Source organism: Labedaea rhizosphaerae, from assembly GCF_004362825.1.
Taxonomy (GTDB): domain Bacteria; phylum Actinomycetota; class Actinomycetes; order Mycobacteriales; family Pseudonocardiaceae; genus Labedaea; species Labedaea rhizosphaerae.
Window position 1 is genome coordinate 70,544 of sequence record NZ_SNXZ01000011.1, and the last position, 23,311, is coordinate 93,854.

26 protein-coding genes are annotated in these 23,311 nt (G+C 72.9%); 10 read left to right on the forward strand and 16 right to left on the reverse strand.

Features of this window, described 5'->3' with window-relative positions; genetic code table 11:
* Positions 1-71: 71 nt before the first annotated feature.
* On the forward strand, positions 72-2,588 hold the full coding sequence (locus EV186_RS37025) for an ATP-binding protein (RefSeq protein WP_133854210.1): 2,517 nt from the start codon (positions 72-74) through the stop codon (positions 2,586-2,588).
* Here the strand turns inward: EV186_RS37025 and EV186_RS37030 are convergent.
* Together EV186_RS37030 and EV186_RS37035 are read right to left on the reverse strand one after the other, a co-directional pair.
* A complete protein-coding gene (locus tag EV186_RS37030) occupies positions 2,585-3,787 on the reverse strand; it encodes a metal-dependent hydrolase family protein (RefSeq protein WP_133854211.1) in 1,203 nt (400 codons plus the stop codon). The genes EV186_RS37025 and EV186_RS37030 overlap by 4 nt on opposite strands.
* Positions 3,788-3,835: 48 nt before the next feature.
* Positions 3,836-4,258 carry a MarR family winged helix-turn-helix transcriptional regulator gene (locus EV186_RS37035; RefSeq protein WP_133854212.1) on the reverse strand — a complete coding sequence of 141 codons (423 nt, stop codon included), beginning with the start codon at positions 4,256-4,258 and terminating at the stop codon, positions 3,836-3,838.
* A 96-nt stretch (positions 4,259-4,354) separates the two neighbouring features.
* Here EV186_RS37035 and EV186_RS37040 point away from each other — a divergent pair, with 96 nt between their 5' ends.
* A complete protein-coding gene (locus tag EV186_RS37040) occupies positions 4,355-5,239 on the forward strand; it encodes an LLM class flavin-dependent oxidoreductase (protein ID WP_133854213.1) in 885 nt (294 codons plus the stop codon).
* Positions 5,240-5,272: 33 nt separating this feature from the next.
* On the opposite strand, the gene EV186_RS37045 is transcribed toward EV186_RS37040, so the two are convergent.
* Positions 5,273-5,950, reverse strand: coding sequence for an alpha/beta fold hydrolase (locus EV186_RS37045; RefSeq protein ID WP_133854214.1), 678 nt, complete (start codon positions 5,948-5,950; stop codon positions 5,273-5,275).
* 86 nt (positions 5,951-6,036) lie between these two features.
* Between EV186_RS37045 and EV186_RS37050 the strand changes: the two genes are divergently transcribed.
* The 3 genes from EV186_RS37050 to EV186_RS37060 all read left to right on the forward strand — a co-directional run bounded on the left by EV186_RS37050 (position 6,037) and on the right by EV186_RS37060 (position 9,134).
* Entirely contained in the window at positions 6,037-6,990 is a 954-nt protein-coding gene (locus tag EV186_RS37050; RefSeq protein WP_133854215.1) for a helix-turn-helix transcriptional regulator, read from the forward strand.
* A gap of 58 nt (positions 6,991-7,048) precedes the next feature.
* Positions 7,049-8,320 (forward strand): sensor histidine kinase, encoded by a 1,272-nt coding sequence (locus tag EV186_RS37055; RefSeq protein WP_133854216.1) that lies wholly within the window; start codon positions 7,049-7,051, stop codon positions 8,318-8,320.
* Positions 8,321-8,438: 118 nt separating this feature from the next.
* The gene (locus EV186_RS37060) at positions 8,439-9,134 is read left to right on the forward strand and encodes an AfsR/SARP family transcriptional regulator (protein WP_133854217.1); all 696 of its coding nucleotides are present in this window, start codon (positions 8,439-8,441) and stop codon (positions 9,132-9,134) included.
* On the opposite strand, the gene EV186_RS37065 is transcribed toward EV186_RS37060, so the two are convergent.
* The gene (locus tag EV186_RS37065) at positions 9,110-9,799 is read right to left on the reverse strand and encodes a response regulator transcription factor (RefSeq protein WP_133854218.1); all 690 of its coding nucleotides are present in this window, start codon (positions 9,797-9,799) and stop codon (positions 9,110-9,112) included. The genes EV186_RS37060 and EV186_RS37065 overlap by 25 nt on opposite strands.
* A gap of 54 nt (positions 9,800-9,853) precedes the next feature.
* On the opposite strand from EV186_RS37065, the gene EV186_RS37070 reads away from it, so the two are divergent.
* Positions 9,854-10,504 carry a hypothetical protein gene (locus tag EV186_RS37070; RefSeq protein WP_133854219.1) on the forward strand — a complete coding sequence of 217 codons (651 nt, stop codon included), beginning with the start codon at positions 9,854-9,856 and terminating at the stop codon, positions 10,502-10,504.
* Here EV186_RS37070 and EV186_RS37075 read toward each other — a convergent pair.
* Positions 10,487-11,029 carry a dihydrofolate reductase family protein gene (locus EV186_RS37075; RefSeq protein WP_133854220.1) on the reverse strand — a complete coding sequence of 181 codons (543 nt, stop codon included), beginning with the start codon at positions 11,027-11,029 and terminating at the stop codon, positions 10,487-10,489. The genes EV186_RS37070 and EV186_RS37075 overlap by 18 nt on opposite strands.
* Positions 11,017-11,586, reverse strand: a complete 570-nt coding sequence (locus EV186_RS37080; protein WP_133854221.1) for a GNAT family N-acetyltransferase — start codon at positions 11,584-11,586, stop codon at positions 11,017-11,019. Before EV186_RS37080 ends, EV186_RS37075 begins: the two co-directional genes overlap by 13 nt.
* A gap of 37 nt (positions 11,587-11,623) precedes the next feature.
* Here EV186_RS37080 and tsaA point away from each other — a divergent pair, with 37 nt between their 5' ends.
* Positions 11,624-12,031, forward strand: a complete 408-nt coding sequence (tsaA, locus tag EV186_RS37085; protein WP_133854222.1) for a tRNA (N6-threonylcarbamoyladenosine(37)-N6)-methyltransferase TrmO — start codon at positions 11,624-11,626, stop codon at positions 12,029-12,031.
* Positions 12,032-12,109: 78 nt separating this feature from the next.
* Here tsaA and EV186_RS37090 read toward each other — a convergent pair whose 3' ends face one another.
* Positions 12,110-13,045 (reverse strand): ketopantoate reductase family protein, encoded by a 936-nt coding sequence (locus EV186_RS37090; RefSeq protein ID WP_133854223.1) that lies wholly within the window; start codon positions 13,043-13,045, stop codon positions 12,110-12,112.
* 211 nt (positions 13,046-13,256) lie between these two features.
* Here EV186_RS37090 and EV186_RS37095 point away from each other — a divergent pair, with 211 nt between their 5' ends.
* Positions 13,257-13,583: an NIPSNAP family protein gene (locus EV186_RS37095; protein ID WP_133854224.1), complete on the forward strand. Its 327-nt coding sequence runs from the start codon at positions 13,257-13,259 to the stop codon at positions 13,581-13,583.
* A 6-nt stretch (positions 13,584-13,589) separates the two neighbouring features.
* On the opposite strand, the gene EV186_RS37100 is transcribed toward EV186_RS37095, so the two are convergent.
* The 9 genes from EV186_RS37100 to EV186_RS37140 all read right to left on the reverse strand — a co-directional run bounded on the left by EV186_RS37100 (position 13,590) and on the right by EV186_RS37140 (position 19,685).
* Complete coding sequence (locus EV186_RS37100) at positions 13,590-14,345, reverse strand: SDR family oxidoreductase (protein WP_133854225.1); 756 nt, start codon at positions 14,343-14,345, stop codon at positions 13,590-13,592.
* A gap of 7 nt (positions 14,346-14,352) precedes the next feature.
* Positions 14,353-14,799 (reverse strand): TIGR03618 family F420-dependent PPOX class oxidoreductase, encoded by a 447-nt coding sequence (locus EV186_RS37105; RefSeq protein WP_133854226.1) that lies wholly within the window; start codon positions 14,797-14,799, stop codon positions 14,353-14,355.
* A 137-nt stretch (positions 14,800-14,936) separates the two neighbouring features.
* On the reverse strand, positions 14,937-15,617 hold the full coding sequence (locus tag EV186_RS37110; RefSeq protein ID WP_133854227.1) for an MFS transporter: 681 nt from the start codon (positions 15,615-15,617) through the stop codon (positions 14,937-14,939).
* A gap of 29 nt (positions 15,618-15,646) precedes the next feature.
* Positions 15,647-15,937 (reverse strand): DUF4235 domain-containing protein, encoded by a 291-nt coding sequence (locus EV186_RS37115; protein ID WP_133854228.1) that lies wholly within the window; start codon positions 15,935-15,937, stop codon positions 15,647-15,649.
* A complete protein-coding gene (locus tag EV186_RS37120) occupies positions 15,934-16,248 on the reverse strand; it encodes a DUF3618 domain-containing protein (RefSeq protein WP_133854229.1) in 315 nt (104 codons plus the stop codon). The genes EV186_RS37115 and EV186_RS37120 overlap by 4 nt, the downstream gene beginning before the upstream one ends.
* Positions 16,245-16,661: a phage holin family protein gene (locus EV186_RS37125; RefSeq protein WP_133854230.1), complete on the reverse strand. Its 417-nt coding sequence runs from the start codon at positions 16,659-16,661 to the stop codon at positions 16,245-16,247. The genes EV186_RS37120 and EV186_RS37125 overlap by 4 nt, the downstream gene beginning before the upstream one ends.
* A gap of 33 nt (positions 16,662-16,694) precedes the next feature.
* The gene (locus tag EV186_RS37130; protein WP_133854231.1) at positions 16,695-17,678 is read right to left on the reverse strand and encodes a TIGR03557 family F420-dependent LLM class oxidoreductase; all 984 of its coding nucleotides are present in this window, start codon (positions 17,676-17,678) and stop codon (positions 16,695-16,697) included.
* A 37-nt stretch (positions 17,679-17,715) separates the two neighbouring features.
* Positions 17,716-18,582, reverse strand: coding sequence for a PfkB family carbohydrate kinase (locus EV186_RS37135; RefSeq protein WP_133854232.1), 867 nt, complete (start codon positions 18,580-18,582; stop codon positions 17,716-17,718).
* Positions 18,583-18,623: 41 nt separating this feature from the next.
* Positions 18,624-19,685 carry a carboxylate-amine ligase gene (locus tag EV186_RS37140; RefSeq protein WP_133854233.1) on the reverse strand — a complete coding sequence of 354 codons (1,062 nt, stop codon included), beginning with the start codon at positions 19,683-19,685 and terminating at the stop codon, positions 18,624-18,626.
* Between the two features lie 167 nt (positions 19,686-19,852).
* Here EV186_RS37140 and EV186_RS37145 point away from each other — a divergent pair, with 167 nt between their 5' ends.
* Entirely contained in the window at positions 19,853-21,874 is a 2,022-nt protein-coding gene (locus EV186_RS37145; RefSeq protein WP_133854234.1) for a molybdopterin oxidoreductase family protein, read from the forward strand.
* Positions 21,871-23,304, forward strand: a complete 1,434-nt coding sequence (locus EV186_RS37150; RefSeq protein WP_133854235.1) for an FAD-dependent oxidoreductase — start codon at positions 21,871-21,873, stop codon at positions 23,302-23,304. Before EV186_RS37145 ends, EV186_RS37150 begins: the two co-directional genes overlap by 4 nt.
* Positions 23,305-23,311 lie beyond the last annotated feature (7 nt).

The following is a 23,311-nucleotide window of genomic DNA, read 5'->3' on the forward strand; positions in this document are numbered from 1 at the left end:
GACTGGAAATACCTGGACACAGCTGGACGGGCGGGGGAGCGGTTCTGGCCGAGGGACCGGATGCGGGACGGGTGCACGGGCTCGAGGACCTGGCGCGGGAACTCGACCTGCTGCGTGCGCGGGCCGCGCACGGCACCGGCAAGGCGCGGGTGAGCCTCGCCCAGCTCGCCGATCGCGTCCAGTTGGCGCGCTCGACGGTGCACGCCTACGTCAGCGGCGTGTCGTTGCCGCCGTCCGAGGTGCTGGACGCGATCGTGATCGCGCTCGGGGCGAGCACGGCCGAGCAGGCCGCGTGGGCCGAGGCCTGGTACCGGGTGCACGGCGAGCGGGAAGCGGTCAAGCGCACCGAGAAGGAGCACGCCGGGCCCCGCCAGCTACCCCGCGACGTCGCGGAGTTCACCGGCCGGGTCGAGCAGTTGCGGTGGCTGGACGAGTGCCTCGACCAGGGCGCCGTCGTCACCGCCATCGCGGGCACCGCCGGTGCGGGCAAGACCGCCCTTGCCGTGCACTGGGCGCATTCGGTGGCCGACCGGTTCCCCGACGGCCAGCTGTTCGTGAACCTGCGCGGCTACGACCCGGGCGCACCCGTCGACACCGCGGACGCGCTGGCGATGGTGTTGCGTGCGCTCGGCGTCACGGGACCGCGGATCCCGGGCACCGTGCCGGAGCGTGCGGCCATGTACCGCACCGCGCTGGCCGGGCGCCGGGTGCTCGTGGTGCTCGACAACGCCGGCAGCGCGGAGCAGGTGCGTGACCTGTTGCCCGGCACGGCCGGGTGCATGGCGTTGATCACCAGCCGGGACGCGCTGGGCGGGCTCGTGGTCCGCGACGGCGCGCGCCGCATCGACCTCGACGTGCTGACCGAGCCGGAGGCGGTCGCGTTGCTGGCCCGGTTGCTGGGCGACGACGAACCCGACCACGAGGCCGAGGCGGCGCAGGCGCTCGCGCGAGCCTGCGCCCGGTTGCCGTTGGCGTTGCGGATCGCCGCCGAGCTCGTGCGGTCGCGCTCGCGTGGCGGCATGGGCGATGTCGCCGCCGAACTCGCCGACCAGGACCGGCGGCTCGACCTGCTGGACGCGGGCGGTGACCCGCACACCGCGGTGCGCGCGGTGCTGTCGTGGTCGGTGCACGGGCTGACGCCCGACGCGACGAGGATGCTGGCGCTGCTGGGCGTGCACCCCGGCCGGCGCGTGGACCAGTACAGCGCGGCGGCGCTCGCGGGGTGCGAACCCGCGGCGGCACGCCGGCTGCTGGACGAGCTGCGCCGCGCGCACTTGGTGCAGGCGCAGGCGGACGGCCGCGTCGAGCAGCACGACCTGCTGCGCGCGCACGTCGTCGAGCGGGCCACGGGGCTGCCCGACGCGCACGCCGCCCGCACCCGGCTGCACGACTACTACCGTTCGGCCGCGCGTGCCGTGATGAATGTGTTGCACCCCAACGACAGCAGCCGGCGTGGTACCCGGCTGCGGGTGCCGCCCACCGCGGTGGCGCTGCCGGAGCTGCCCGATGCCGAAGCGGCGATGAGCTGGCTCGCCGCGGAGCTGGACAACATCGTGGCGATGACCGCGGACGCGGCTCGGCACGGGTTCGCCGAGCACGCGCACCACGTCACCTACCTGCTGTGGAAGCAGCTCGACCTCGCCGCCTACCGGGACGAGGCGATGGCGATGTACCAGAACACACTCGCGGCGGCCCGGTCCGTTGGCTACCCGGCCGGTGAGGCGTCGGCGCTGCGCAACATCGCGACCGTGCTCGACGCGCTCGGCCGCCACGAGGAGGCGCTGGTCCACCTGCGGCAGTCGTCGGCCATCCAGCGCGAACTCGGCGACGCCGAGGCCGCCGCGATGACCCTGACCAGCATCGGGGTGGTGCTGCAGGAGCTCGGCCGGTTCGAGGAATCCATTGCCGCGCAAGAGGAATCGCTGGCCATCCGGCTGGCCGCCGACGACCGGCAGGGCGCGGCCGCGTCGATGCTCAACCTGGGTGTCGTCCTTGAGGAGCGCGGCGAGTTCGCCCGCAGCAAGCAGTACCACTCGCAGGCGATGGCGGTGTTCGAGGAGGTCGGCGACCGGCTCGGCCAGGCGCACGCGCTGGCCAACCTGGGGAACATCTCGCGGCTGCTGGGCGATCCGTCGGCGGGCATCACTTACCTGCTCCGGGCCAAGGTGCTCTACGAGGAACTGGGCAGTCCCGTCGGCGTCACCTACGTCCACGCGGGGTGGGCGATGTGCGAAGCGGCCCTCGGGCACTCGGCGGAGGCGCTCACCCACCACCACGCCGCGCTGGACCTGGCCCGCGAGCTCGGCAACGCCGCGCTCGAGACGGAGGTCCTCAACGACCTGGGGATCACGCTGGCGGCCGGCGGTGACGAGCAACGCGCGGACGGCGCGCACCAGGCCGCGCTCGACATGGCCACCCAGCGCCAGGACCCGCACGAGCAGGCGCGTGCGCTGCACCACCTGGGCAAGCTCCGCGGGGACACGGAATACCTGCGCCGCGCCGCCGAACTGTTCGACGGGCTGAACGCGCAGAAGGCGGCGCAGGTCCGTGCCGATCTCGCGGCGATGACCCACCGCGCGGTCGGCTAAACCACGCGGACGCCGTCCTTCCAGACCTCGCGCACGTTGTCCTTCAACCCGTCCAGGTCGTACGCGTCCCCGGCCACGACCACCACGTCGGCGCGGTAGCCGGGGGCGAGCTTGCCGAGGTCGTTGTCGTAGCCCAGCAGTTGCGCCGCCGACGACGTGGTCGCGGTCAGGACCTGCGCCGGGCTCATGCCGCAGGCCGCCATCAGGGGCAGCTCTTCCAGGTTCGTGCCGTGCGGGCCGACCGCGGCGTCGGTGCCCATCGCGATCCGGACGCCCGCCGCGGCCGCCTTGCGCACCGATTCCGCGTGGATGCCAGCGACCTCTTCGGCCTTGCGGACCACGACCTCGGGCAGCGCCGCGCCCGCCTTGCCCGCGCGGATGACGTTGATCGGGGCGACCAGCGTGGGCACGAGCCACGTCCCATTGCGCAACATCAGGTCGATGGCCTCGTCGTCGAGGTAGATGCCATGCTCGATGGAGCGGATGCCCGCGCGGATCGCGTTCTTGATGCCCTCGGCGCCCTGCGCGTGGGCCATCACGTACTTGCCCTGCGCGGTCGCCTCGGTGACCAGCACCGCCAGCTCCTCGGGCGTGAACTGCGAGTGCCGCGGGTCGTCGCCGGGGGACAGGACACCGCCGGTCGTGTGGACCTTGAGCACCTCGGCCCCGGCACGCATCAGGGTCCGGGCGATCTTGCGCATCTCGTCGGGGCCGTCGACGACCGTCGCCGGGCGGCCCGGGTGCGGGGTGAAGAGCGGAACGCAGTGGCTGGACGGCAGCCAGGCGTCGCCATGACCGCCGGTCTGGCTGATCGCGTTGACCGAGATCTGCATCCGCGGCCCGGCGATCAGCCCGTCGTCGACGGCCTGCTTGATGCCGAGGTCGGCGCCGCCGGCATCGCGCACGGTGGTGATACCGAGCTCGAGGGTCTTGCGCAGGTTCTGCGCCGCCTCGAAGAACTGGTAGGAGAACGGCTTGAACAGCCGGTGCATCATGTTGATCTCGGACACCGAGACGTGCACGTGGCAGTCGAACAGGCCGGGCAGCAGCGTCGCGCCCGTGCAGTCCACGACCTCGTCGCCGTCCAGGCCGCTGCCGACCTCGACGATCCGGCCGTCCTGCACCGCGACGTCGCCGGCGGCCGGATCGGCGCCCGTCCCGTCGAAGACCTGCCCGCCCGCGAAGACCGTCCTGGTCACGGCGTCTCCTCCCACAGTTGCTTACCGCCGCTAACGTTATCGGCGCCGTCAACCGGCCGGGGACTGCATCCGATCGATGATCTTGACCAAGGCCGATTCGAGGTGCTTGCGTTCGGCGGCGGTGAGCGTGGCGAAGGCGTGGGCGGCCAGGTCGGCACGCGCACGGGCGATGTCCTGCTGGACCGACCGCGCGTGCTCGGTGAGGTGGATGCGCACCAGCCGGCCGTCGGTGGGGTCGCGCCTGCGCTCGACCAGGCCGGCGGTGGCCATCCGCGAGGCCGACTTGACGATGGTCGGGGTGGCGACGCCCAGTCGTTCGGCGAGTTCGCCCGGCGTCAGCCCGTCCTGTTCCCACAGCACCTCGAGCACCAGGTTCTGGCCGACCCGCACGCCGTACCGGCTCATCGCCTCGTCGGTGGCGGCCCGCAACAGCTTGTGCGCGCGGGTGAACAGGCGCATCAGGTCGGTCATGCGTGGAGCGTAGGCGACGGTCCTTGCCGGACGCGGCGTCGATCGCTAGATTTCGTTAGCCGACTATCGATAGTCGGCTAACGAAAGGACGCCTCCATGCTCAGCTTCGGTATCAAGACCAACCCCGTGCACACCACCTACCAGGACCTCCTGCGCGTCTGGCAGGCCGCCGACGCCGCGCCGCTGATCGAGCACGCGTGGCTGTGGGACCACTTCCTGCCGCTCTACGGTCCGGTCGACGGACCGATCCTGGAGGGCTGGACGCTGCTTTCGGCGCTGGCCGCCCGCACCGAACGCCTCGACCTCGGCCTGATGGTGACCAACAACCGGGTGCGCCCGCCCGCCGTGCTGGCCAAGATCGCGTCCACAGTGGACCAGCTGGCGAACGGCCGGCTGGTGCTCGGCATCGGCGTCGGCGGCACGCGCATGGCCAGGCCGGGCCAGGAGCTGGCCGAACGCGAGTACGCCGCCTACGGCCTCGACCTCGTGCCACCCGCCGACGGGATCGCCGCGCTCGCCGAGACCTGCGTGCTCCTCCGTCGCATGTGGACAGAATCGGTGGTCGACTTCACCGGCACCCAGTACGCGGTGACCGGCGCCTACTGCGAGCCCAAGCCGGTGCGCCCGGGCGGGCCGCCGATCCTCATCGGTGCGTGGGGCCGGCGCGCGCTGCGGGTCGTCGCCGAGCACGCCGACATCTGGAACGTGCCGGGCCCGCACCACAACAGCATCGACTACCTGCGGGAGCGGTCCCGGGTCCTCGACGAGCACTGTGCCGCCATCGGCCGGGATCCGGCTTCGGTCGTGCGCTCGACGCAGCTCGTGGTGCGTCCGGACGACCTGGCGACGCCCCGGGCCGCGGTGTTCGAGTTGGTCGACTCCGGGTTCACGCACCTCGTGCTCAACGTCGGCGCGCCGTTCCCGGACGACCTCGTGCCCCGGCTGGTCGGCGAGATCATCGAACCGGCCCTCGCCCGGTGATCCCGTCCCGTCAAGGGTCGTGCGCGGGACCGGTCAGGTCGCGGTGGCGATGAGGTGGGCGAGCTCGACCGGCTTGGTGCGCATGGGCCAGTGGCCCGAGTCGATGTCGGCGAAGTCGACGTGCTTGGCCTTCGCGAGCTCGGGCACGTCGCCCGCGGTGATCCACTCCTTCGCCTGGTCCGGGGTGAACTCGGGGCACACGACCAGGGTCGGCACGTCGAAGCGGCGCTCGTCGGTCAGCCGCACGGTGCCCTTGGCGACGCCCTCGGGCACCGGGATCGCGGCGGCTTCGAAGGCCTTCTTGGTGCCGTCGTCGAGGTCGGCCGAGTCCGGCCCCTCGAACGGGCCCCAGCCGGGGAAGGGCATGGCGCCGTCGCGCATCTCGAAGAAGTCCGCGTAGCTCGACCCGTCGGCCGACGGGAAGCCGCCGATGAGGACGGTCTTGGCGACCTTCTCGGGCCGCGCGTCGGCGGCCAGCCACGCCAGGGTGCAGGCGGCCGAGTGCCCGACCACCACGGGCCTGCCCTCGGTCGCCTCGACCGCGGCGAGGACGGCGGCGAGCTGGTCGTCGAGCGTGGCGGTGGCCGCGCCATCGCCCTGGCCGGGCAGGGTCAGCGCCACCGGGTGGTGGCCGAGCGACCGCAGTTCGGCGGCGACGTCGTCCCAGGCGGAGCCGTCGAGCCACAGGCCGGCGATGAGCAGCACATCCATGATCAGAAATCCTCTTCCTCGGGTTGGTGGCGCCAGCGTAGAACCGATTCCGGACGATCGGCTTCCGGTTCGGTTAGCCTGGCCGCGTGTCCAGTGGTCTGAGCCCCACCGCCCGCGCCCTGCGCGCCCTGGAGATCCTGCAGGCCCGTCCCGGCACGACGGCCGATCAGCTGGCCGAGAAGCTGGGCGTCACCGAGCGGGCCGCCCGCCGCTACGTCGGGATCCTGCGCGAGGCGGGCATCCAGGTCGAGTCCGCTCGCGGGCCGCACGGCGGGTACCGCCTGCGCCGCGGCACGCGGTTGCCGCCGATCGTGTTCACCCAGGCCGAGGCGCTGGGGCTGGTCATGGCCGTGCTCGACGGCCAGCCCGCCGCGACCGAGGCCGACGACCCGGTCGGCGCCGCGCTGGGCAAGGTGATCAAGGCGCTGCCCGAGAACGTCGGGCGCGAGGCCGCCGCGTTGCGTGCACACGCCTCGGCCGCGCCCGACCGGCACGCCGCGCACCCCGATCCGGTCACCACCAGCACGCTCGTCGCCGCCGTCGCGGCGCGCCGTCGGGTGCGGCTCACCTACCGCAGCGAGACCGGCACCGAATGGGAGTCCGAAGTGGACCCGTGGGCGGTGGTGGTCCGGCACGGGCGCTGGTACCTGCTGTGCCATTCCCTTCGGGCCGAGGCGATCCGCACCTACCGGGTCGACCGGGTCCGGGCGGTCACGCAGACCACGCACGAGTTCGAGCCACCCGCCGGCCTCGACCCGGTCGCGGCGCTGGAGGAGAACCTCGGCCGGGGCTGGGAGTACCCGACCCGCGTGGTGTTCGACGCGCCGCTCGCCGACGTGGCCCCGTGGATCCGGGCGACCATGGGACGGCTGGAACCGCTGGGGACGGGGTGCGTTCTGGTCGGCAGCACCAGCAACCCGGCGATGTACGCGCAGGAATGGCTGACCACCGTGCCGTTCGACTTCCGGGTCGAGGGCGGCGAGGAAGTGCGTGCGGCGGTCGCCGCGGTCGCCGCCCGCTTCCACCACGCCGTCGGCTGACCGTCGCCGGCGCGGGGTTTAATCATGCGCCAGACGTTCGGTGCTCGAAGGATGACGGGTGCGCAAGCAGATCGCGACGTTGACCGTGCTCGCCGCGTTGTTGGCGATCACGTTGTTCGGCGGCCCGCTCGCGCTCGCGGTGTCGCGCTACTACGTCACCGAGGAGCGTGCGGAGCTCGAGCGCGCCGCCGACGACGCCGCGCTCGTGCTGGCCGCCGACCTCCTGGGTGGCCGCATCCCGCAGACCATGCCGAAGGTCAGCGAGCCCGGTTCGTACGCGGTCTACGACCCGGCCGGGCGCCGACTGGCCGGTGCTGGACCCGCCGCCGTGCCCGCGGCCACGCGGGTGCACCCGGGTGAGGTGCTGGGCGACGACACCTCGGACGACTATGGCGTGCTGGTCCCGATCAGCGACGACGGCCGGGTCGTCGCCGTGTTGCGGGCCGCCACGCCACGCGTCGAAGTCGTGCTCCAGACCGCGTTGACGTGGGCGGCCATGGTCGCGTTGGCCGCCATGGCGATCGTCGCGACCTGGTTGGTCGCGCGGCGGCGGGCCGGGCGCCTCGCCGAACCGCTGGAGGCCCTGTCGCAGACCGCGCGCCGGCTCGGCGACGGCGATTTCACCGTGCGGGCCCGGCGGTCCGGCATCGCGGAGATCGACTCCGTCGGCGCGTCGCTGGACGCCACGGCCGAACGGCTGAACGGACTGCTGGCGCGGGAACGGGCGTTCACCGCCGACGCCTCGCACCAGCTGCGCACGCCGCTGACCGGTCTGCGGCTGCAACTGGAAGCGGCGTTGGACAACCCGGCCGCGGACCCGAGGCAGGCCCTCGTCGCGGGCATCGCCACCGCGGACCGGCTGGAACGCACCATCGCCGACCTGCTGGCCCTGGCCCGGGACGCGCCGCTGGCCGCCCGGCACGCCGCGCTCGGGGACGTGCTCGACGACATCCGCGGTGAGTGGTCCGGCCAACTCGACCGGGCCGGGCGCGCGCTCGAGGTGACGGTGGAGCCCGGCCTCGCCGAGTGCCTGGTCGCGGGGCCGGTCGTGCGGCAGATCCTGGCCGTGCTGCTCGACAACGCGGCACGCCACGGCGCGGGCACGGTGCGGGTCACCGCCCGCGACGCGGGCGACACCCTGGCGGTGGACGTGTCGGACGAGGGCCCGGGCATCGAGGCCGACGAGGACGTCTTCGCGCGGCGGGCCGCGGCGCACGGCATCGGCCTGGCGCTGGCCCGTCGGCTCGCCGAGGCGGAGGCCGGCCGGCTGCGGCTGACGCGGCACGCGCCGCCGCGATTCACCCTGCTGCTGCCGCTGGAGGCGCAGTGATCATTTTGCCAACCGCTAACCCGGTTTCGGGCCGGCGCTAACCTGCGCGTGCGTAGCGTCCCTCCAGTGGGCTGATTCCGAAGGCCCGTACGCCGTGTCTTTGCTTGGACCGACGGCGGTGCGGGCCGATAGAGGCTGGGTCGCGCTGCGCTCGTCGCCGCGACGCCGGTTGCTCGAACTCCTGGCGATGCAATCGGGGCGAACCGTTCCGCTCGACGCGATCGTGGGCGAGCTGTGGGGCGACGGGCCGCCCGAGTGGCCGAGGGAAGCCGTGCAGACGCAGATCCGGCGGCTGCGCAAGACGTTCACCGACCTGCCGGTGCGATCCGACGACCACGGGTACCTGCTCGACCTCCCACCCGGCGCCGTCGACGCGTTGCACATGGTGATGCTGGTCGAGTCGGCGTCCGGGCTCGAGGACGAAGAGCTCGTGAGCACGCTGGACCAGGCGCTCGCGCTGTGGTCCGGCGAGCCGTTCGGCGGCATGGCCTTTGGTGCGCGGCACGCGGCCGCCGCCGCGCACTGGGCCGAGGTGCGCTCGCGTGCGTTGCGCCTGTGGGCGAGCGCGCAGTTGCGGCTCGGCCGGCCCAAGCCGGTGATCAGCAGGCTGCGGGCCGAGCGGGTCGGCGACTTCGCCGACGAATCGCTGTACCGGCTGCTGATCGACGCGCTGGACCAGGTCGGCCGCGAGATGGAGGCCGTCACGGAACCGCCGTCGCCCGAGGTCGTCGAGCCGGTGTGGACGCTGCCCGAGCACGTGGATGACCCGACCGGCGACCGGACCGGCGATCAGCCGGGCGGTTCGAGCCGGTAACCGTGACCGCGCAGCGTGCTGATCGTCGGCACGCGGTCGGTCCCGGCCGTGGCGAGTTTGCGGCGCAAGGCGGCCACGTGCACGTCGAGGGTCTTCGTCGAGCCGAACCAGTGCGCGTCCCACACGTCGGCCATGAGCGTCTCCCGGCGCACGGCGACCCCCGGTTCGCGCGCGAGCCGAAGCAGCAGGTCGAACTCCTTGGTGCGCAAGAGGAGTTCCTGCCCGTCCACGGTGACCCGCCGTGACGCCGGGTCGATGTGCAGCAGGCCGTGCACGAGGACGGCCTGCTCGCCGGCCACGCCGGATTCGCGCCGCAGGTGCGCCCGGATCCGGGCGTGCAGCTCGGCCAGCCGGACGGGCTTGGTGAGGTAGTCGTCGGCCCCGGCCTCGAGGCCGACGATCACGTCCATCTCGTCGGTGCGGGCGGTCAGGATGACCTGGACGCAGCCGGGCCGGACCTCGCGCAACCGGCGGCAGACCTCGATGCCGTCCAGGTCGGGCAGGCCGAGGTCGACCAGCGCCAGGTCGAAGGGCCGGCCTTCGGCGTCGCGCAAGGCGTCGCGCCCGCACCGCGCCCAGCACACGTCGTGGCCGTGGTGGCTCAGGCTCGACTCCAGCGCGGACCCGATCGTCTCGTCGTCCTCGACCACCAGCAGGCGCGCCATGCTCGGCACCTTAATAACGGTGTGAACGGGCCACACAACGGGCATTCTCCTGGTGTGAACGCGAAGATCGGGTGCGCCGTGGTCGCCGTGCTGCTCGCCGCGACGGCGTGCACCACCTCCGATGCCGGAACGGCCGTGCCGACGACGGTGGCCGGCCACGACCGCGCCGAGCTGGACGTGGTCAGCGGCGCGACGGCGGTGACGATCCGGGCCGTCGACCTGGGCACCGCGCTCTACCGCGCGGACGGCGCGCGGGCCGAGGTCGACGGCGACGTGGTGCGGGTGTCGGTCGCGGACGGCGCGTCGTCGATCCACGTCGACGTGGCGACCGGCGTGGCCTGGACGATCCGGCTCGACGGCGGTGCCACCGAGGAGTCGGTCGACTTCGCCGACGGGAAGCTGGACGCGCTCGAGTTCGGCGCGGGCGCGACCCGCATCGAGGCGACGCTGCCCACGCCGAGCGCAACCGTGCCGGTGCGGATGACCGGGGGCGCGTCGAGCTTCGCCCTCGCTCTGCCGCCGGGCGTCCCGGCCACCGTGCGGTTCGCGGGCGGGGCCGGGCAGGCGAACATCGACGGGGTGGCGCACAACGGCATCGGCGGCGGCACCGTGCTGTCCACATCGGACTGGACGGACGGCGCGAACGGCTACACCGTCGACGCGGTCGCGGGCGTGTCCGCGCTGACGCTAGCCCGCAACGGCTGAGATGTACTCCAGGAGCACCACGCCGGAACGGAAAGTGCGCGCCTCGGCCAGTTCCAGCCGGGCCGGCTCGGCGAACAGCTGCCGGCCGTGGCCCTGCGCCGCCGGGTAGACGAAGATCCGGTACCGGTCGACGAGCCCGGCGCGCTGCACCGCGCGCACGAGCTCGACGCTGCCGGTCACGACGATGTCGCCGCCCTCGCCCTGCTTCAGCGCCTCGATCTCGCCGACCTCACGCAGGATCGTCGAGTTCTGCCAGTCCGCGGACCGCAAGCTCGACGACACGACGTACTTCGCGACCGCGTCGAGGTAGGCGGCGACGCCGGTCGGGTCGTCGTCCTGGTGCGGCCAGAAGCCGGCGAACTCCTCGTAGGTGACCCGGCCCAGCACGAGCGCGTCGGCCGCCTCGCGGTGTGCCTTGGTCACCGCGAGCAGGTCGTCGTCGGCGGCCAGCGGGTCGAACCAGCCGTCCATCGGGCTCACGATGCCGTCGGCGGACGCGTTCTCGGTGACGATCAGCTGCCGCATGGGCGCACCAACTCCTCGGCGACGAGGTCCATGAGCAGGCCATCGTGCCAGCCTTCGCCGTGCGCGTCGCGCTCGTAGCGGCGCATGACGCCGACCGGGCGGAAACCGACGGCGCGGTAGCAGCGGATGGCGGCCCCGTTGCCGGCCGCGGGGTCGATGACCAGGCGGTGGTGGCCGCGTTGGTCGATCAGGTGGGCCGCCAGCGTGGCCACGGCGTCGCGCCCGATGCCCTGCCCGTGCACGTCCGGGTCGAGGAAGATGTCGATCGACGCGTGCCGGTACTGCGGGTCGTGTTCCTCGCCGTACTGGACCAGGCCCACGACCTGACCGCCGACGAGGACCGCGAAGCAGACGGTCTCGTCGTCCGCGACCGGCCAGCCGTCCTCGGCGGCGACGTCCGGCCAGTACGCGCGGACCGCAGGCGTGTCGAGGATCCGGCGCAACGCGGGCACGTGGTCGGCGGTCGCGCGGGTGAGGACCACACGAGCACCACGTAGGTCGGTGGTGGGCAGATCGGTGGTGGGCAGCTCGGTGGTGGGCGGCTTGGTGGCGGGCATGGCGCCGATTGTCGGCGCCGCACGCTTGAATGTCCGCATGAATATCGAGCTGCGCGCGATCGGCCACGTCGAGTCGCCGCTCACCGACCCGGCGCAGGCGCCCCGCCAGCCCGACGAGGGCGCCCCGGCCGCCACACTGGTGTTCGCACCGTCCGTCGTGGCGGCCCTGGACGGCTTGAACGTCGGCGACGCGATCGTGCTGATCACATGGTTCGACCGCGCGGCCCGCGACGCGCTCGTCGTGCACCCCCGCGGCGACCGCACCCGGCCGCCGATGGGCGTGCTGGCGACGCGCTCGCCCGACCGCCCGAACCCGATCGGCCTGCACACCACCACCATCACCGAGATCAATGGCGCCCGGGTCGGGGTCGACCACCTCGAAGCCCTTGACGGCACCCCGATCCTCGACGTCAAGCCGGTGCTGGGCCCGGTCGACCAGCGCTAGACCGCCCTTGGTTCCATGCGGTGCAGCTGGGTCGGAACGCCGTGGGGGAGGAGTCCCGCTGCAGTTGGTCGTACTCGATCAGCCCGCCGTCACCCCGGGGCGCCCGTCGCTGTGCACGGCGAGGAGGTCCATGATCGCCCGGTTGGCCGGCGTGGGGATGCCGAGCGCCTTGCCGCGGTCGGCCACGTCGCCGCTGAGCCAGGCGACCTCGAGCCGGTTGCCGTGCTCCAGGTCGAAGTGCATGGACGACGTCATGTCGGCGGGCACCTGGTCGACGAACGCGAGCCGGTCGTCGGCGTAGTCGGCGGGCAGCGACACGCCTTGGGCGCGGGCCACCCGCACCACTTCGTCCATCACGTCGTGCAGGAACGCCCGCGAGCGTGGGTTGTCGCGGATCGGTCCGATCGGCGCGCGCACGGTGCTCGTCAGGCCGGAGAGGCCGACCAGGAAAACGAACTTCTCCCAGATCGTGCGCTCGATGTCCGCGCTGATCTCAGCGTCGATGCCCGCGTCGACGCAGGCGTCGTGGAACGCTTGCACCCGTTGCGAAGTCGTGCCGTCGTACTCGCCGAAGACCAGCTTCTGCAAGGTGTTGGCATGGCGGATGATGCCCGGTTCCGCGATGGTGGCGGCGATGTAGCAAACCCCGCCGACGACGTGCTCGGCGCCGAGCCGCGCGCGCAGGATGTCGTCCTTCACCACGCCGTTCTGGAACGACACCACGCCGGTGTGCGTGCCGAGCAGCGGCTTGATCTGCTCGGCGGCGCCCTCGGTGTCCCAGAGCTTCACGCCGAACAGCACGAGGTCGGCCTGGCCGAGTGTGGCGGGGTCGTCGGTGACCTCGATGTGGGGCAGGTGCAGGTCGCCCAGCGGGCTCTGCACCCGCAGTCCCTTGTCCCGCAGGGCTTCGAGATGGCGCCCCCGCGCCACGAACGCGACGTCGTGGCCGGCTTCGGCCAGCCGCGCCCCGAAGTAACCCCCGACCCCGCCCGTCCCCATCACGACCAAGCGCATGCCAACCCCTAGCTCGAGTGATCCCGACTCTGGGGAGAACGCGTTCGCGCGCCGATCGATGCCGCACGCGGTGTGACCTGCGACTCGGTGTGCTTCACCATCCGGCCCGGCGGCGACAGGCACACCACGGCCGCATACCGTCGGGACGTTGCCGGGACGTTGTTTGCTCGCGCGGTGGCCGAGGTCGTCCGCCGAGCGGAAGGAGACACCAATGCTGCTCGAACTGCGTGAGTACATCGCCGAACCCGGGCGCGCGGCCGATCTGCACGCCAGGTTCGCCAACCACACCATGGCGTTGTTCGCCAAGCATGACATGGAGGTCGCCGGCTTCTGGGCCGACGCCGAGGACGACGGCCGGATCATCTACCTGCTGCGTTTCGCCGACGAGGCCGCGAAGAAGGCGGCATGGGACGCGTTCAAGGCCGATCCGGAGTGGCAGCGCGTGAAGGCCGCGTCGGAGGAGAACGGTCCGATCCTCGCCGAGCTCAACAGCACCACGCTCGCGGCGGTGCCCTACTGGCCAGGGGAGCAGGCATGAAAGCGTTCAGAAGGCGCGCAAAGCGCCACCGTCGACCGGCACCATGATGCCGGTGAGGTAGGAAGCGGCAGGGGAAAGCAGAAACGCAGCCGTTCGCCCGAACTCCTGCGGCGTTCCGTACCGGCGCAACGGAATGCGCGCCTCCGCGGCCTCGCGTGCGGCCCGCGGGTCGGCGGCGAGTCCGTCGAGTTCACGCACGCGGTCCGTTTCGATCCGGGCCGGCAGCAGCCCGACGACGCGGATTCCCTTGGGCCCCAGCTCATCCGCGAGAGACTTGGCGAAGCCCGCGAGCCCGGGCCGCAGACCGTTGGAGATGGTCAGGCCGGGAATCGGCTCGTACACCGAGCCCGACAACACGAAGCCGATCACGCCGCCCGGGCCCAGGGCCGCGGCGGCCGCGCGGGCGAGGCGCACCGCGCCCAGGAACACCGACTCGAACGCGGCCTGCCACTGCTCGTCGGTGACGTCGGCGGCCGATCCGGCCGGTGGGCCGCCGACGCTGATCAGCACGCCGTCGAGGCCGCCGAACCGGTCCCGCGCGGCCGTGATCAGGCGGGTTGGCGCGTCCGGGGCGCTGTTGTCCACGGCGACGCCTGTCGCGTTCGGCCCGAGTTCGGCGCCGGCGGCCACCACCTTCTGCTCGTCGCGCCCGCTGATCACGACCTTCGCCCCGTCGGCCAGCAGCTCGCGCGCGGCGGCGTTGCCCAGTCCGCGGGTGGCGCCGGTGACGACGTAGACGCGGTCCTTCAGCCCGAGATCCATGCCCCAATCATGCGGGATTGGCATAGACGCGGCGCGGCGTGACGAGCACGGCGGTCCGGTGTTCCTCGGCCATCACGCGGTCGTAGGTGTCCCAGTCGTCGTGGGTGCCACCGGCAGCCTTGAAGATGTCGCGCAGCAACACCCGCAACGCCTCGCCGTCGACCTCCGGGTGCGGGTCGTCGGGACCGATGAGCTGGGCCGTGCCCTCGACCGCCACCCACTGCCACCCGGCCCGCACGACGAGCGTCACGCGGGGGTCGGCACGCAGGTGCGCCAGCTTGCGCGAGCCGCCCCGGGCCACCAGCCCCACGGCCTGGCCGCCGTGCAGCGGGTGCGCGAGGATTCCCGCGTTGACCACGGAGGCTTGGATGCTCCCGTCGGGACGCAGGGTGCTGACCACGGTGAGGCCGTGGTCCTGGGTCACCAACTCGGCGAACGCGGCGAGCTCGGTCATGGCCGCCACGATAGGCGCCGATCACGCCTTCGGCAGGTGCGGCCACACCTTCGCGACGATTGCCTTGGCCGTCGAGCACGCCCGGTGCGGACCGCTCGTGTCGAACACGAACACCTGGGCCTGCTCCACCAGATCTTTCAGTGGTTTGCCTTGCCCTGGTCGTTCTTGCGTTGCGGGCACACGTAACGCGTCGGGTCGCTGGCCGCCCGGGCCCCGGCCGACAGCCACGCGTGGAAGCCGCTGGGCTCCCGGGCGGACAGTTCGTCGAGGCACTGCTGGCGCAGCAGGACGATCTTCAGCCGGTCGTCGATCTTCCGGGCTTGTTGCAGGGCAACGTAACTGCGCCGCCACGTCCAGCAGATCTCGGCCGTGTCGGTGCGCACCAGTTCTGCCAGTTCCGCGGCGTCGGCCAGCCGCGGTTCCGGCACCGTCGCCTTGGTGAGCTTGACGGGTTTGACCGGCTTGGCCGGCCTGATGGCCGGAGGCGGCGCCTCGGGACCGAAGCGCCGGTGCAGCCACACCGGCGCACCGGCGATCGCCAGGCAGAGCAGCCACAGCCAGCCCAGCTCGGCGAACGCGCCGATCAGCCCACTGACGCCGATCAGGGCCGGGGCGCACACGGCGGTGACCCGGCCGAGGTGCCGCGCCAACTGGCCCTCCGCAGGTGGGGCGACTTTGACCGCGAGGGTGGCGATCCCGAGCGCGGCCACGCCCATCAGCAGGAGCACCGACAACGGGCACACGAAGACCGCGAACGCGATCCCGATGCCACAACTAGCCGCACATACCGCCAACCACACCGATTGGTACGCCCGCATGCCGCCGCCCCAAACCTCAGAGCCGAAGCTCAGCCCGCCTTCTCTTCCGCGCGATCGTCCGGCCAGTGGCCGGTCATCTTCTTGTAGCCCGTGGCCCCGGCCCGGTCAACCGCCGCCTTCACGAGGCCGAACACCGCACCCTGTGCGGCGGCCCCGATGAGCACGGTGCGCCACGTCTGCGAGGGATCGGTTGGCTCGGGCGCCTTGTCGTCGCCCGAAGTGGCCCGCCAGATCTTCCGGAACGCCGCGTTGGCCGCGAGACCGCCGAGCACGCTCACGCCGAGCCCGATGGGCTTGTACAGCGCCGCGTTGACGTTCATCGGTTCCTCCGCTTCATGAAGCTCCGCACGACGAGCGCGCTGCCGAGGAACGCGCCGACGGCCAGCCCGGGGTGCGCCACGACGGCGCCGACCCCGCGTCGGACGGGCGCGGCGGCGGGCTCGGGCAGCGCGGCGACCACGTTCTCGGTCTTGCTCAGGACGTCGGCCCGCAGTTGCGCGGCCTTCTCCTTGCCGCGCGCGCTCACGTCGAGTTTGCGGGTCAGGGCTTCGACCGTGTCGCCGACCTGGGCGCGGGTCGTCTCGATCTCCGAGCGCAGTTCGGCCTGGCTGGGTTCGGTTTGCTTCGTCATCGGTGCGCGTGCTCCTTCACGGTCGCGATGTCGCGCTGGACGCTCTGGACCGCCTGCTCCGGCACCGGCGGCGTCCCGCGGCGCAGGCGGCCGCGGCCGACCAGGGCGAGCACGCCGGCCAGGGCGAACAGCGCCACGGTCACGATCAAGGCGGCGAGCCACGCGGGCAGCACGAGGGCCAGCGCCAGCACCACGCAGGCGATGGCGGCCATCCCGCCGTACCCGGCGACGACCCCGGCGGCACCGAACATCCCGGCGCCGATCCCGGCGTTCTTGCCCTTTTCCTTCAGCTCCGCTGTGGCCAGCTGGATCTCGTCGCGCACCAGCGTGCTCACCTGGTCGGTGAGGTCGTGCACGAGCTCCGATGTGCTGCGTGCGTCGGCGCCTGACTGGACAGCGTTGTGTTCGGTCATGTCGGCCTCCAGCGAAAATTGCTCTTCATTTCCTTACCCACCAGCCGCGACCGGCAAACCGGCGTCGGCCAGGCGCGGGGCGACCTCGCCGGCCCAGAACTCGAAGAAGCCGTCCTGGTCGGGGCCGATCTGCTGGATGTGGACGTGGTCGAACCCCGCGTCGGCGAACGCCCGGATCCGGTCCACGACCGGTTGCGGATCGGGTCCGCACGGCACCGCGTCGGCGACCATTTCCGGGGTCACCAGCGTCGAGGCCTGCTCGAAGTGCCGCGGCGTCGGCAACACCTGCGCCAGCTCGCCGGGCAGTTGTTCGTTGGGCCACAAGCGATGCGCGGTGCGGGCGGCCTCCTCGGCGGTCGGCGCGTAGCAGACCTTGAACCCGCCCTGGACGGGCAGGCCCGCGCCACCCGCGTCCCGGAACGCCGACACCATGTCGGCGTCGGGCTGCACGCTGACGAACCCGTCGCCGATCCGCCCGGCCAGCCGCGCCGCCTTGGGCCCGAACCCCGACACGTAGATGGGGACCGGCTCGTCGGGAACCGTGTAGATGCGCGCGTTCTGCACCGTGTAGTGCTCGCCGTGGTGGTTGACCTCGTCGCCCCGGTGCAGCGCGCGGATGATCTCGACGGCCTCCTCCAGCATGGCCAGCCGGACGTCGGTCGCGGGCCACGCGTCGCCGAGGATGTGCTCGTTGAGCGCCTCGCCGCTGCCGACCCCGAGGACGAACCGGCCGGGCAGTTGCACGGCCGCGGTCGCCGCGGCCTGGGCGACGACGGCCGGGTGCATGCGCATCGTCGGGCAGGTCACCGCCGTGGCCACGGGCAGGTCCGTCACCTGCGACAGCGCGCCGATGACCGACCAGACGAACGGGCTCTGACCCTGCTCGTCGTTCCACGGGTGGTAGTGGTCGGAGATCCACAGGCGTTCGAAGCCCGCCTGCTGAGCGCGTTCGGCCTGCCGCACCAGTTCGCGCGGCCCGAACTCCTCACTGGACAGGAAGTAGCCCATGCTCACCATGGGGGAGAGCTACCCAACTCGCGGCACGGCAAACGTTTCAGCCCAGGTCGGGTCGCCCGCCCGGGTGACCCACGGTGGCGCTCGCCGCGGCGGCGGCGCGCCGGGCCGCGTGCTCGATCGGGTGCCCCTGGGTCAGCTCCCAGGTGAGCGTCGCGACGAGGGCGTCACCGCTGCCCGTCGTGTCCACGACTGGTGTGTCGTCCAGCGGCACGAGCAGGTGGCCGCCGGGCCAGGTGAACAGGTTGCCGACGGGGTCGACCGCCATGACGACGAGCGAGGGACCGCGTTCCAGCACGGCGTTGGCGGCCTCGAGCGCGTCGTCCTCGTTGGACAGCGACCGGCCGGTGAGCAACTCCCCCTCGTGGTGGTCCACGCGCAGCACGTCGACCGCTGCGAGGATCTCGTCCTGGTGGTCCGCGGGAACGCCGTCCGCGACCACGCGAGCTCCGGCGTCGCGGGCGATGCGCGCGGCGTACAGGATCGCGTCGGTCGGCTGTTGCAACTGCAGCACCACCGAACGCGCGCCACGCAACACCGATTCGGCGGCCGCGATGTCGGCCGCGGTGAGCAGTTCCGGCAGGTCCTCGAAGTAGCGCCACTTCCCTTGTGTGGTCAGCACATTGACGATCAACCCGGAGGTGCCGCGCTTCTGGACGCCGTGCACGTCGAGACCGTCGGCGCGGGCCGCGGTCAGCAGTTCGGCGCCCCGGTCGTCGGCGCCGACGACCCCGATCAGGGCCACCTGGGCGCCTTGTTGCGTGGCACCGACGGCGATGTTGGCGCCCTTGCCGCCCAGCATCTCCTTGCGTTGTCGCACGGATGTGGAACTCCTGGCGTCGGGCAGGTCGTCCACGAGCAGCACGAGGTCGCGGGCGATCTGCCCCACCACGGCGATGTCGGCCATGCGCGCCGGTTACCCAGCCCACGGCCGATAAATGCCGGTGCTTACGGTGTTGTCTGCGCGGCCAGGATGTCCACCACGTCATTCAGGCTTTCCCGGCGCCGGTACTCGGCGTGCTGGCGTTCGGCACCGTTGCCGTCGGTTTCGATCCAGGCCAGGACGTCCTTGGCGTAGGCGCGGTCGTCGTCGTCGGACAGGCGGCCGACGAGCCCGCGCAGCAGCTCGGGCACCGGCGTCCGGTCGCCGGTCTCCGGGTCGAGCGCCGCGGTGTGCCAGCCGTCGCGGGCCGCGCGCCAGATCTCGCCCTCCAGCACGTGGTGCGGCAACGGCTCCATCCTTTGTGGACTTTCCAGGGCCGCGTGGACCAAGCCGCGCACGAGGATCGCGAGCAGCGTCGACTCGGCGACGGTGGACGGGACGTCGTGCACCCGGACCTCGACGGTGTCCTGGTGCTCGGACGGCCGGACGTCCCAGTAGATCATCTTCCGGTCCATGGCGGCTTCGGACCGGATCATCCCGCTCACCACGTGCTCGTAGTCCTCGGCGGACCGCAGGTGCGGCGGCGGCCCGGCCGTGGGCCAGCGACGCCACAACAGGTAGCGGGTGCTGGCGTAGCCGGTGTCCTGACCGCCGTGGAACGGCGAGTTCGCCGACAACGCGAGCAGCACGGGCAACCACGGCCGCAGCTGGTTGACGACCTGGATGCGGTCCTCGGGGTCGGCGACGCCCACGTGGACGTGGCAGCCCGACGTCACCCCGCCGTAGACCAGCCGGCCGAAGTGCCGGGTCATCCGCTGGTAGCGCGCCGAGGGCGCGACCCGCATCGCGCCCGGCTGCGGGTGCACCGTGGTGCCCACGGCGACCAGCCGCAGGCCACGGCCCTCGGCGCCCGCCGCCAGCTTGCGCCGCAGGTCGGTCAGCTCGGTCTCGACCTGGGCGGCGGTCGAACACACCTCGGTGGCCGACTCGACCTGGCTGCGCCACAGCTCCGCCTTGAGGTCGGCGTCGCCGGTCGGGGCGTCGGACAACGTCTCGGATGCCTCCTCGACCAGCAGCCCCGCGTCGTCGACCAGGATGAACTCTTCTTCGACGCCGAACGTCGCCATGCCTGTTTCCACGTCCAGGAGTTACCCCCTGCGCGGGCCGGTCAAGCTTCGCGGTCCTCACCGTCGCCGCGGGCGCGTTGCGCAGGCAAGTTCGCACGCCCGAAACGTGGCGGCACCGTGGGGTAACAGCCGCTCCCTAGCGTCGGGCTCGACCCCGGAGGTGGCCGATGACCGACACGCACTGCCCGTACTGCGCCCTGCAGTGCGGCATGCGGCTGACCGGCACCGAGGTCGCGCCCCGCGGTGGCGGGCTGTGCCAGAAGGGCTGGACCGCGGGCCGGCTGCTGACCTCGCCACGGCGGCTGAGCACGCCGCTGGTCCGGGTCGACGGTGAGCTGCGGCCGGCCGACTGGGACACCGCGCTCGACACGGTCGCCGCGCGGCTGCGGGACACCATCGCCGCCTCGGGACCGGACGCGGTCGGGGTGTTCGGCGGCGGCGGGCTGACCAACGAGAAGGCTTACCTGCTCGGCAAGTTCGCGCGGGTCGCGCTCGGCACGTCGCAAGTGGACTACAACGGCCGGTTCTGCATGTCGTCGGCGGCGGCCGCGGCGAACCGGGCGTTCGGCGTCGACCGCGGGCTGCCGTTCCCGGTCACCGACCTCGCGGACGCGGACGTGGTGCTGCTGGTCGGCGCCAACCCGGCCGAGACGATGCCGCCGTTCCTGCAGCACCTGCGCCGGGCCACCGCGTCCGGCGGGCTGGTCGTGGTGGACCCCCGGCGCACGCCGACCGCCGAGCAGGCCGCGCTGCACCTGCAGCCCGCGCCGGGCACGGACCTCGCGCTGGCGCTGGGCATCCTGCACGCCGTGGTGGCCGACGGTCACCTGCGCCGCGACTACGTGGCCGCGCGCACCAGCGGGTTCGACGCGGTCTGGCGGATCGCCGCCGCGTGGTGGCCCGAGCGGGTGGAGCGGGTCACGGGCGTGGCCGCGGCCGACCAGCGCCGGGCGGCCGCGCTGCTGGCCGGTGCGCGTAACGCCTACGTGCTCACCGCGCGGGGCACCGAGCAGCACGCCCGCGGCAGCGACACCGCGCAGGCCTGGCTCAACCTGGCGCTGGCCCTCGGCCTGCCCGGCCGGCTCGGGTCGGGCTGGGGATGTCTGACAGGGCAAGGCAACGGGCAGGGTGGCCGCGAGCACGGGCAGAAGGCCGACCAGTTGCCCGGCTACCGCAAGCTCACCGATCCGGCGGCACGCGCGCACGTCGCCGGGGTGTGGGGCGTCGACCCGGCCGCGCTGCCCGGTCCCGGCCGGTCGGCGTACGAGCTGCTGACCGCTGCCGACCTGCGGGCGCTGCTGGTCTTCGGCAGCAACCCGGCGGTGTCCGCGCCCCGCGCGGGCCACGTGGTCGACCGTCTGTCCACTCTGGACTTGCTGGTGGTCGCCGACGTGGTGTTGTCGGAGACCGCGGCGATGGCCGACGTGGTCTTCCCGGTCACCCAGTGGGCCGAGGAAACCGGCACGATGACCAACCTCGAGGGCCGGGTCCTGATGCGGGAGCAGGCGGTCGAGCCGCCGGACGGCGTGCGTTCGGATCTAGCCGTGCTGCACGGGCTCGCCACCCGGCTCGGCCAGCCCGCGGCCCGGTTCCCGGTCGAGCCGTCGGCGGTGTTCGACGAACTGCGGGCCGCGTCGAAGGGCGGGATCGCCGACTACTACGGCGTGACCTATGACCGGCTGCGCTCGGGCGAGGCCCTGCACTGGCCGGTGCCGTCGACGGAGCACGCGGGCACGCCGCGCCTGTTCCTCGACGCCTTCGGCCACCCGGACGGTCGCGCGCGCTTCGTCCCGGTCGACCACACCGGCCCGGCCGAGCCTCCCGACGCGGACTACCCGCTGCTCGCGACCACCGGCCGGGTGCTGCAGCACTACCAGTCCGGCGCGCAGACCCGCCGGATCCCCGAGCTGACCGCGGCCGTGCCCGACGGTTACGTCGAGGTGCACCCGGACACCGCTCGCCACGCCGGCCTGGCCGACGGCGACCTGGCCCTGGTCGAGTCCCGCCGCGGTGGCGCGACCGTGCCGGTGCGCTTCGTGCCGAGCATGCGCACGGACACGGTGTTCCTGCCGTTCCACTTCCCGGGCGACCGGCGCGCCAACCTGATCACCAACCCGGCTCTCGACCCGGTCAGCCGCATGCCGGAGTTCAAGGTGTGCGCGGTCCGGCTGACGGCGGCCCCGTCATGACCGCGCGCCGGATCGTCGTCGTCGGGTACGGGATGGCGGGTGCGCGGCTGGCCGAGCGGTTGCGTGACCGCGACCCGGATGGCACACGCGTGGCGATCACCGTGCTGGCGGGGGAGGAGCGGCCCGCCTACAACCGGGTGCTGCTCTCCGCCGTCCTCGCCGGGTCGATGGCGGTCGACGCGATCCGGTTGCACGACGACGACTGGGCCGAGCGCCACCGCGTCGACCTGCGCCCGGCGGCGGTCGCGATCGACCGCGCGGCCCGCACCGTCGCCCTCGCCGACGGGTCCACAGTGGACTACGACGTGCTGGTGCTGGCCACCGGCGCCCGGCCCTGGCTCCCGCCGGTGGAGGGCCTGGCCTTCGACGAGCAAGGCGTCGCGGCCTTCCGCACGATCGACGACTGCGAGCGGATCATCGCCGCCGTCGCCCCCGGCGCGCCGGTCGCGGTGCTCGGCGGCGGCCTGCTCGGGCTCGAGGCGGCCCGCGGGCTGGCCGGGCGCGGCTGCCTGGTGACCGTGGTCCACCCGGTCGGCCACCTCATGGAGCGCCAGCTCGATCCGGCCGCGGCCCGCGTGCTCGCCACCGTGCTCGAAGCGCAGGGCATCGAGTTCCGCCTCGGCGCCCCGGCCGCCCGCTACCTGCCCGGCGACGGGTTGAAGCTGGCCGACGGCAGCCACGTCCCGGCGGATCTTGTGGTGGTGTCCGCCGGGGTCCGTGCGGACACCGGCCTGGCCGAGGCGGCCGGGCTGGCCGTCGACCGGGGCGTGCTCGTCGACGACGCACTGCGCACGAGCGACCCGCGCGTGCACGCCCTCGGCGACTGCGCGCACCACCCCGGCACGGTCTCCGGCCTGGTGCAACCGGCCTGGGACCAGGCCGAAGTGCTCGCCGATCTGCTCACCGGCGTCCGACCGGCGGCCCGCTACCGCGGCAGCCCGGTGGTCACCCGGCTCAAGGTACGCGGCGTGGACCTGGCCGCGCTCGGCGACGCGCTGACCGACGTGCACGACCCCGACGCCGAGGTGCTCTGCCTGACCGATCCGGCTCGCGGCCGCTACGCCAAGCTGGTGCTGCGGGCCGACCGGGTCACCGGCGCCATCCTGCTCGGCGCCCCCGACGCGGCCGCCACCATCACCCAGCTCTACGACCGCGGCACGCCCGCGCCCGCCGACCGGCTCGCGCTGCTGCTCGGCCGGGCCCTGCCGGGCGGCGCCGCGGTCGCGTCGAGCCCGGCCGACCTGCCGGCGACCGCCACGGTCTGCCGCTGCAACTCCGTCACCAAGGCCGCGCTGGTCACCGCGTGGCGTGCCGGTGCGTCCGATGTGGACGGTCTGGTTCGCGCGACGAAGGCGAGCACGGGCTGCGGCACTTGCCGGGACACCGTGTGCGGCATCGCCGACTGGCTCACGGCCGCCGAACCGAACTGAGAGGTGT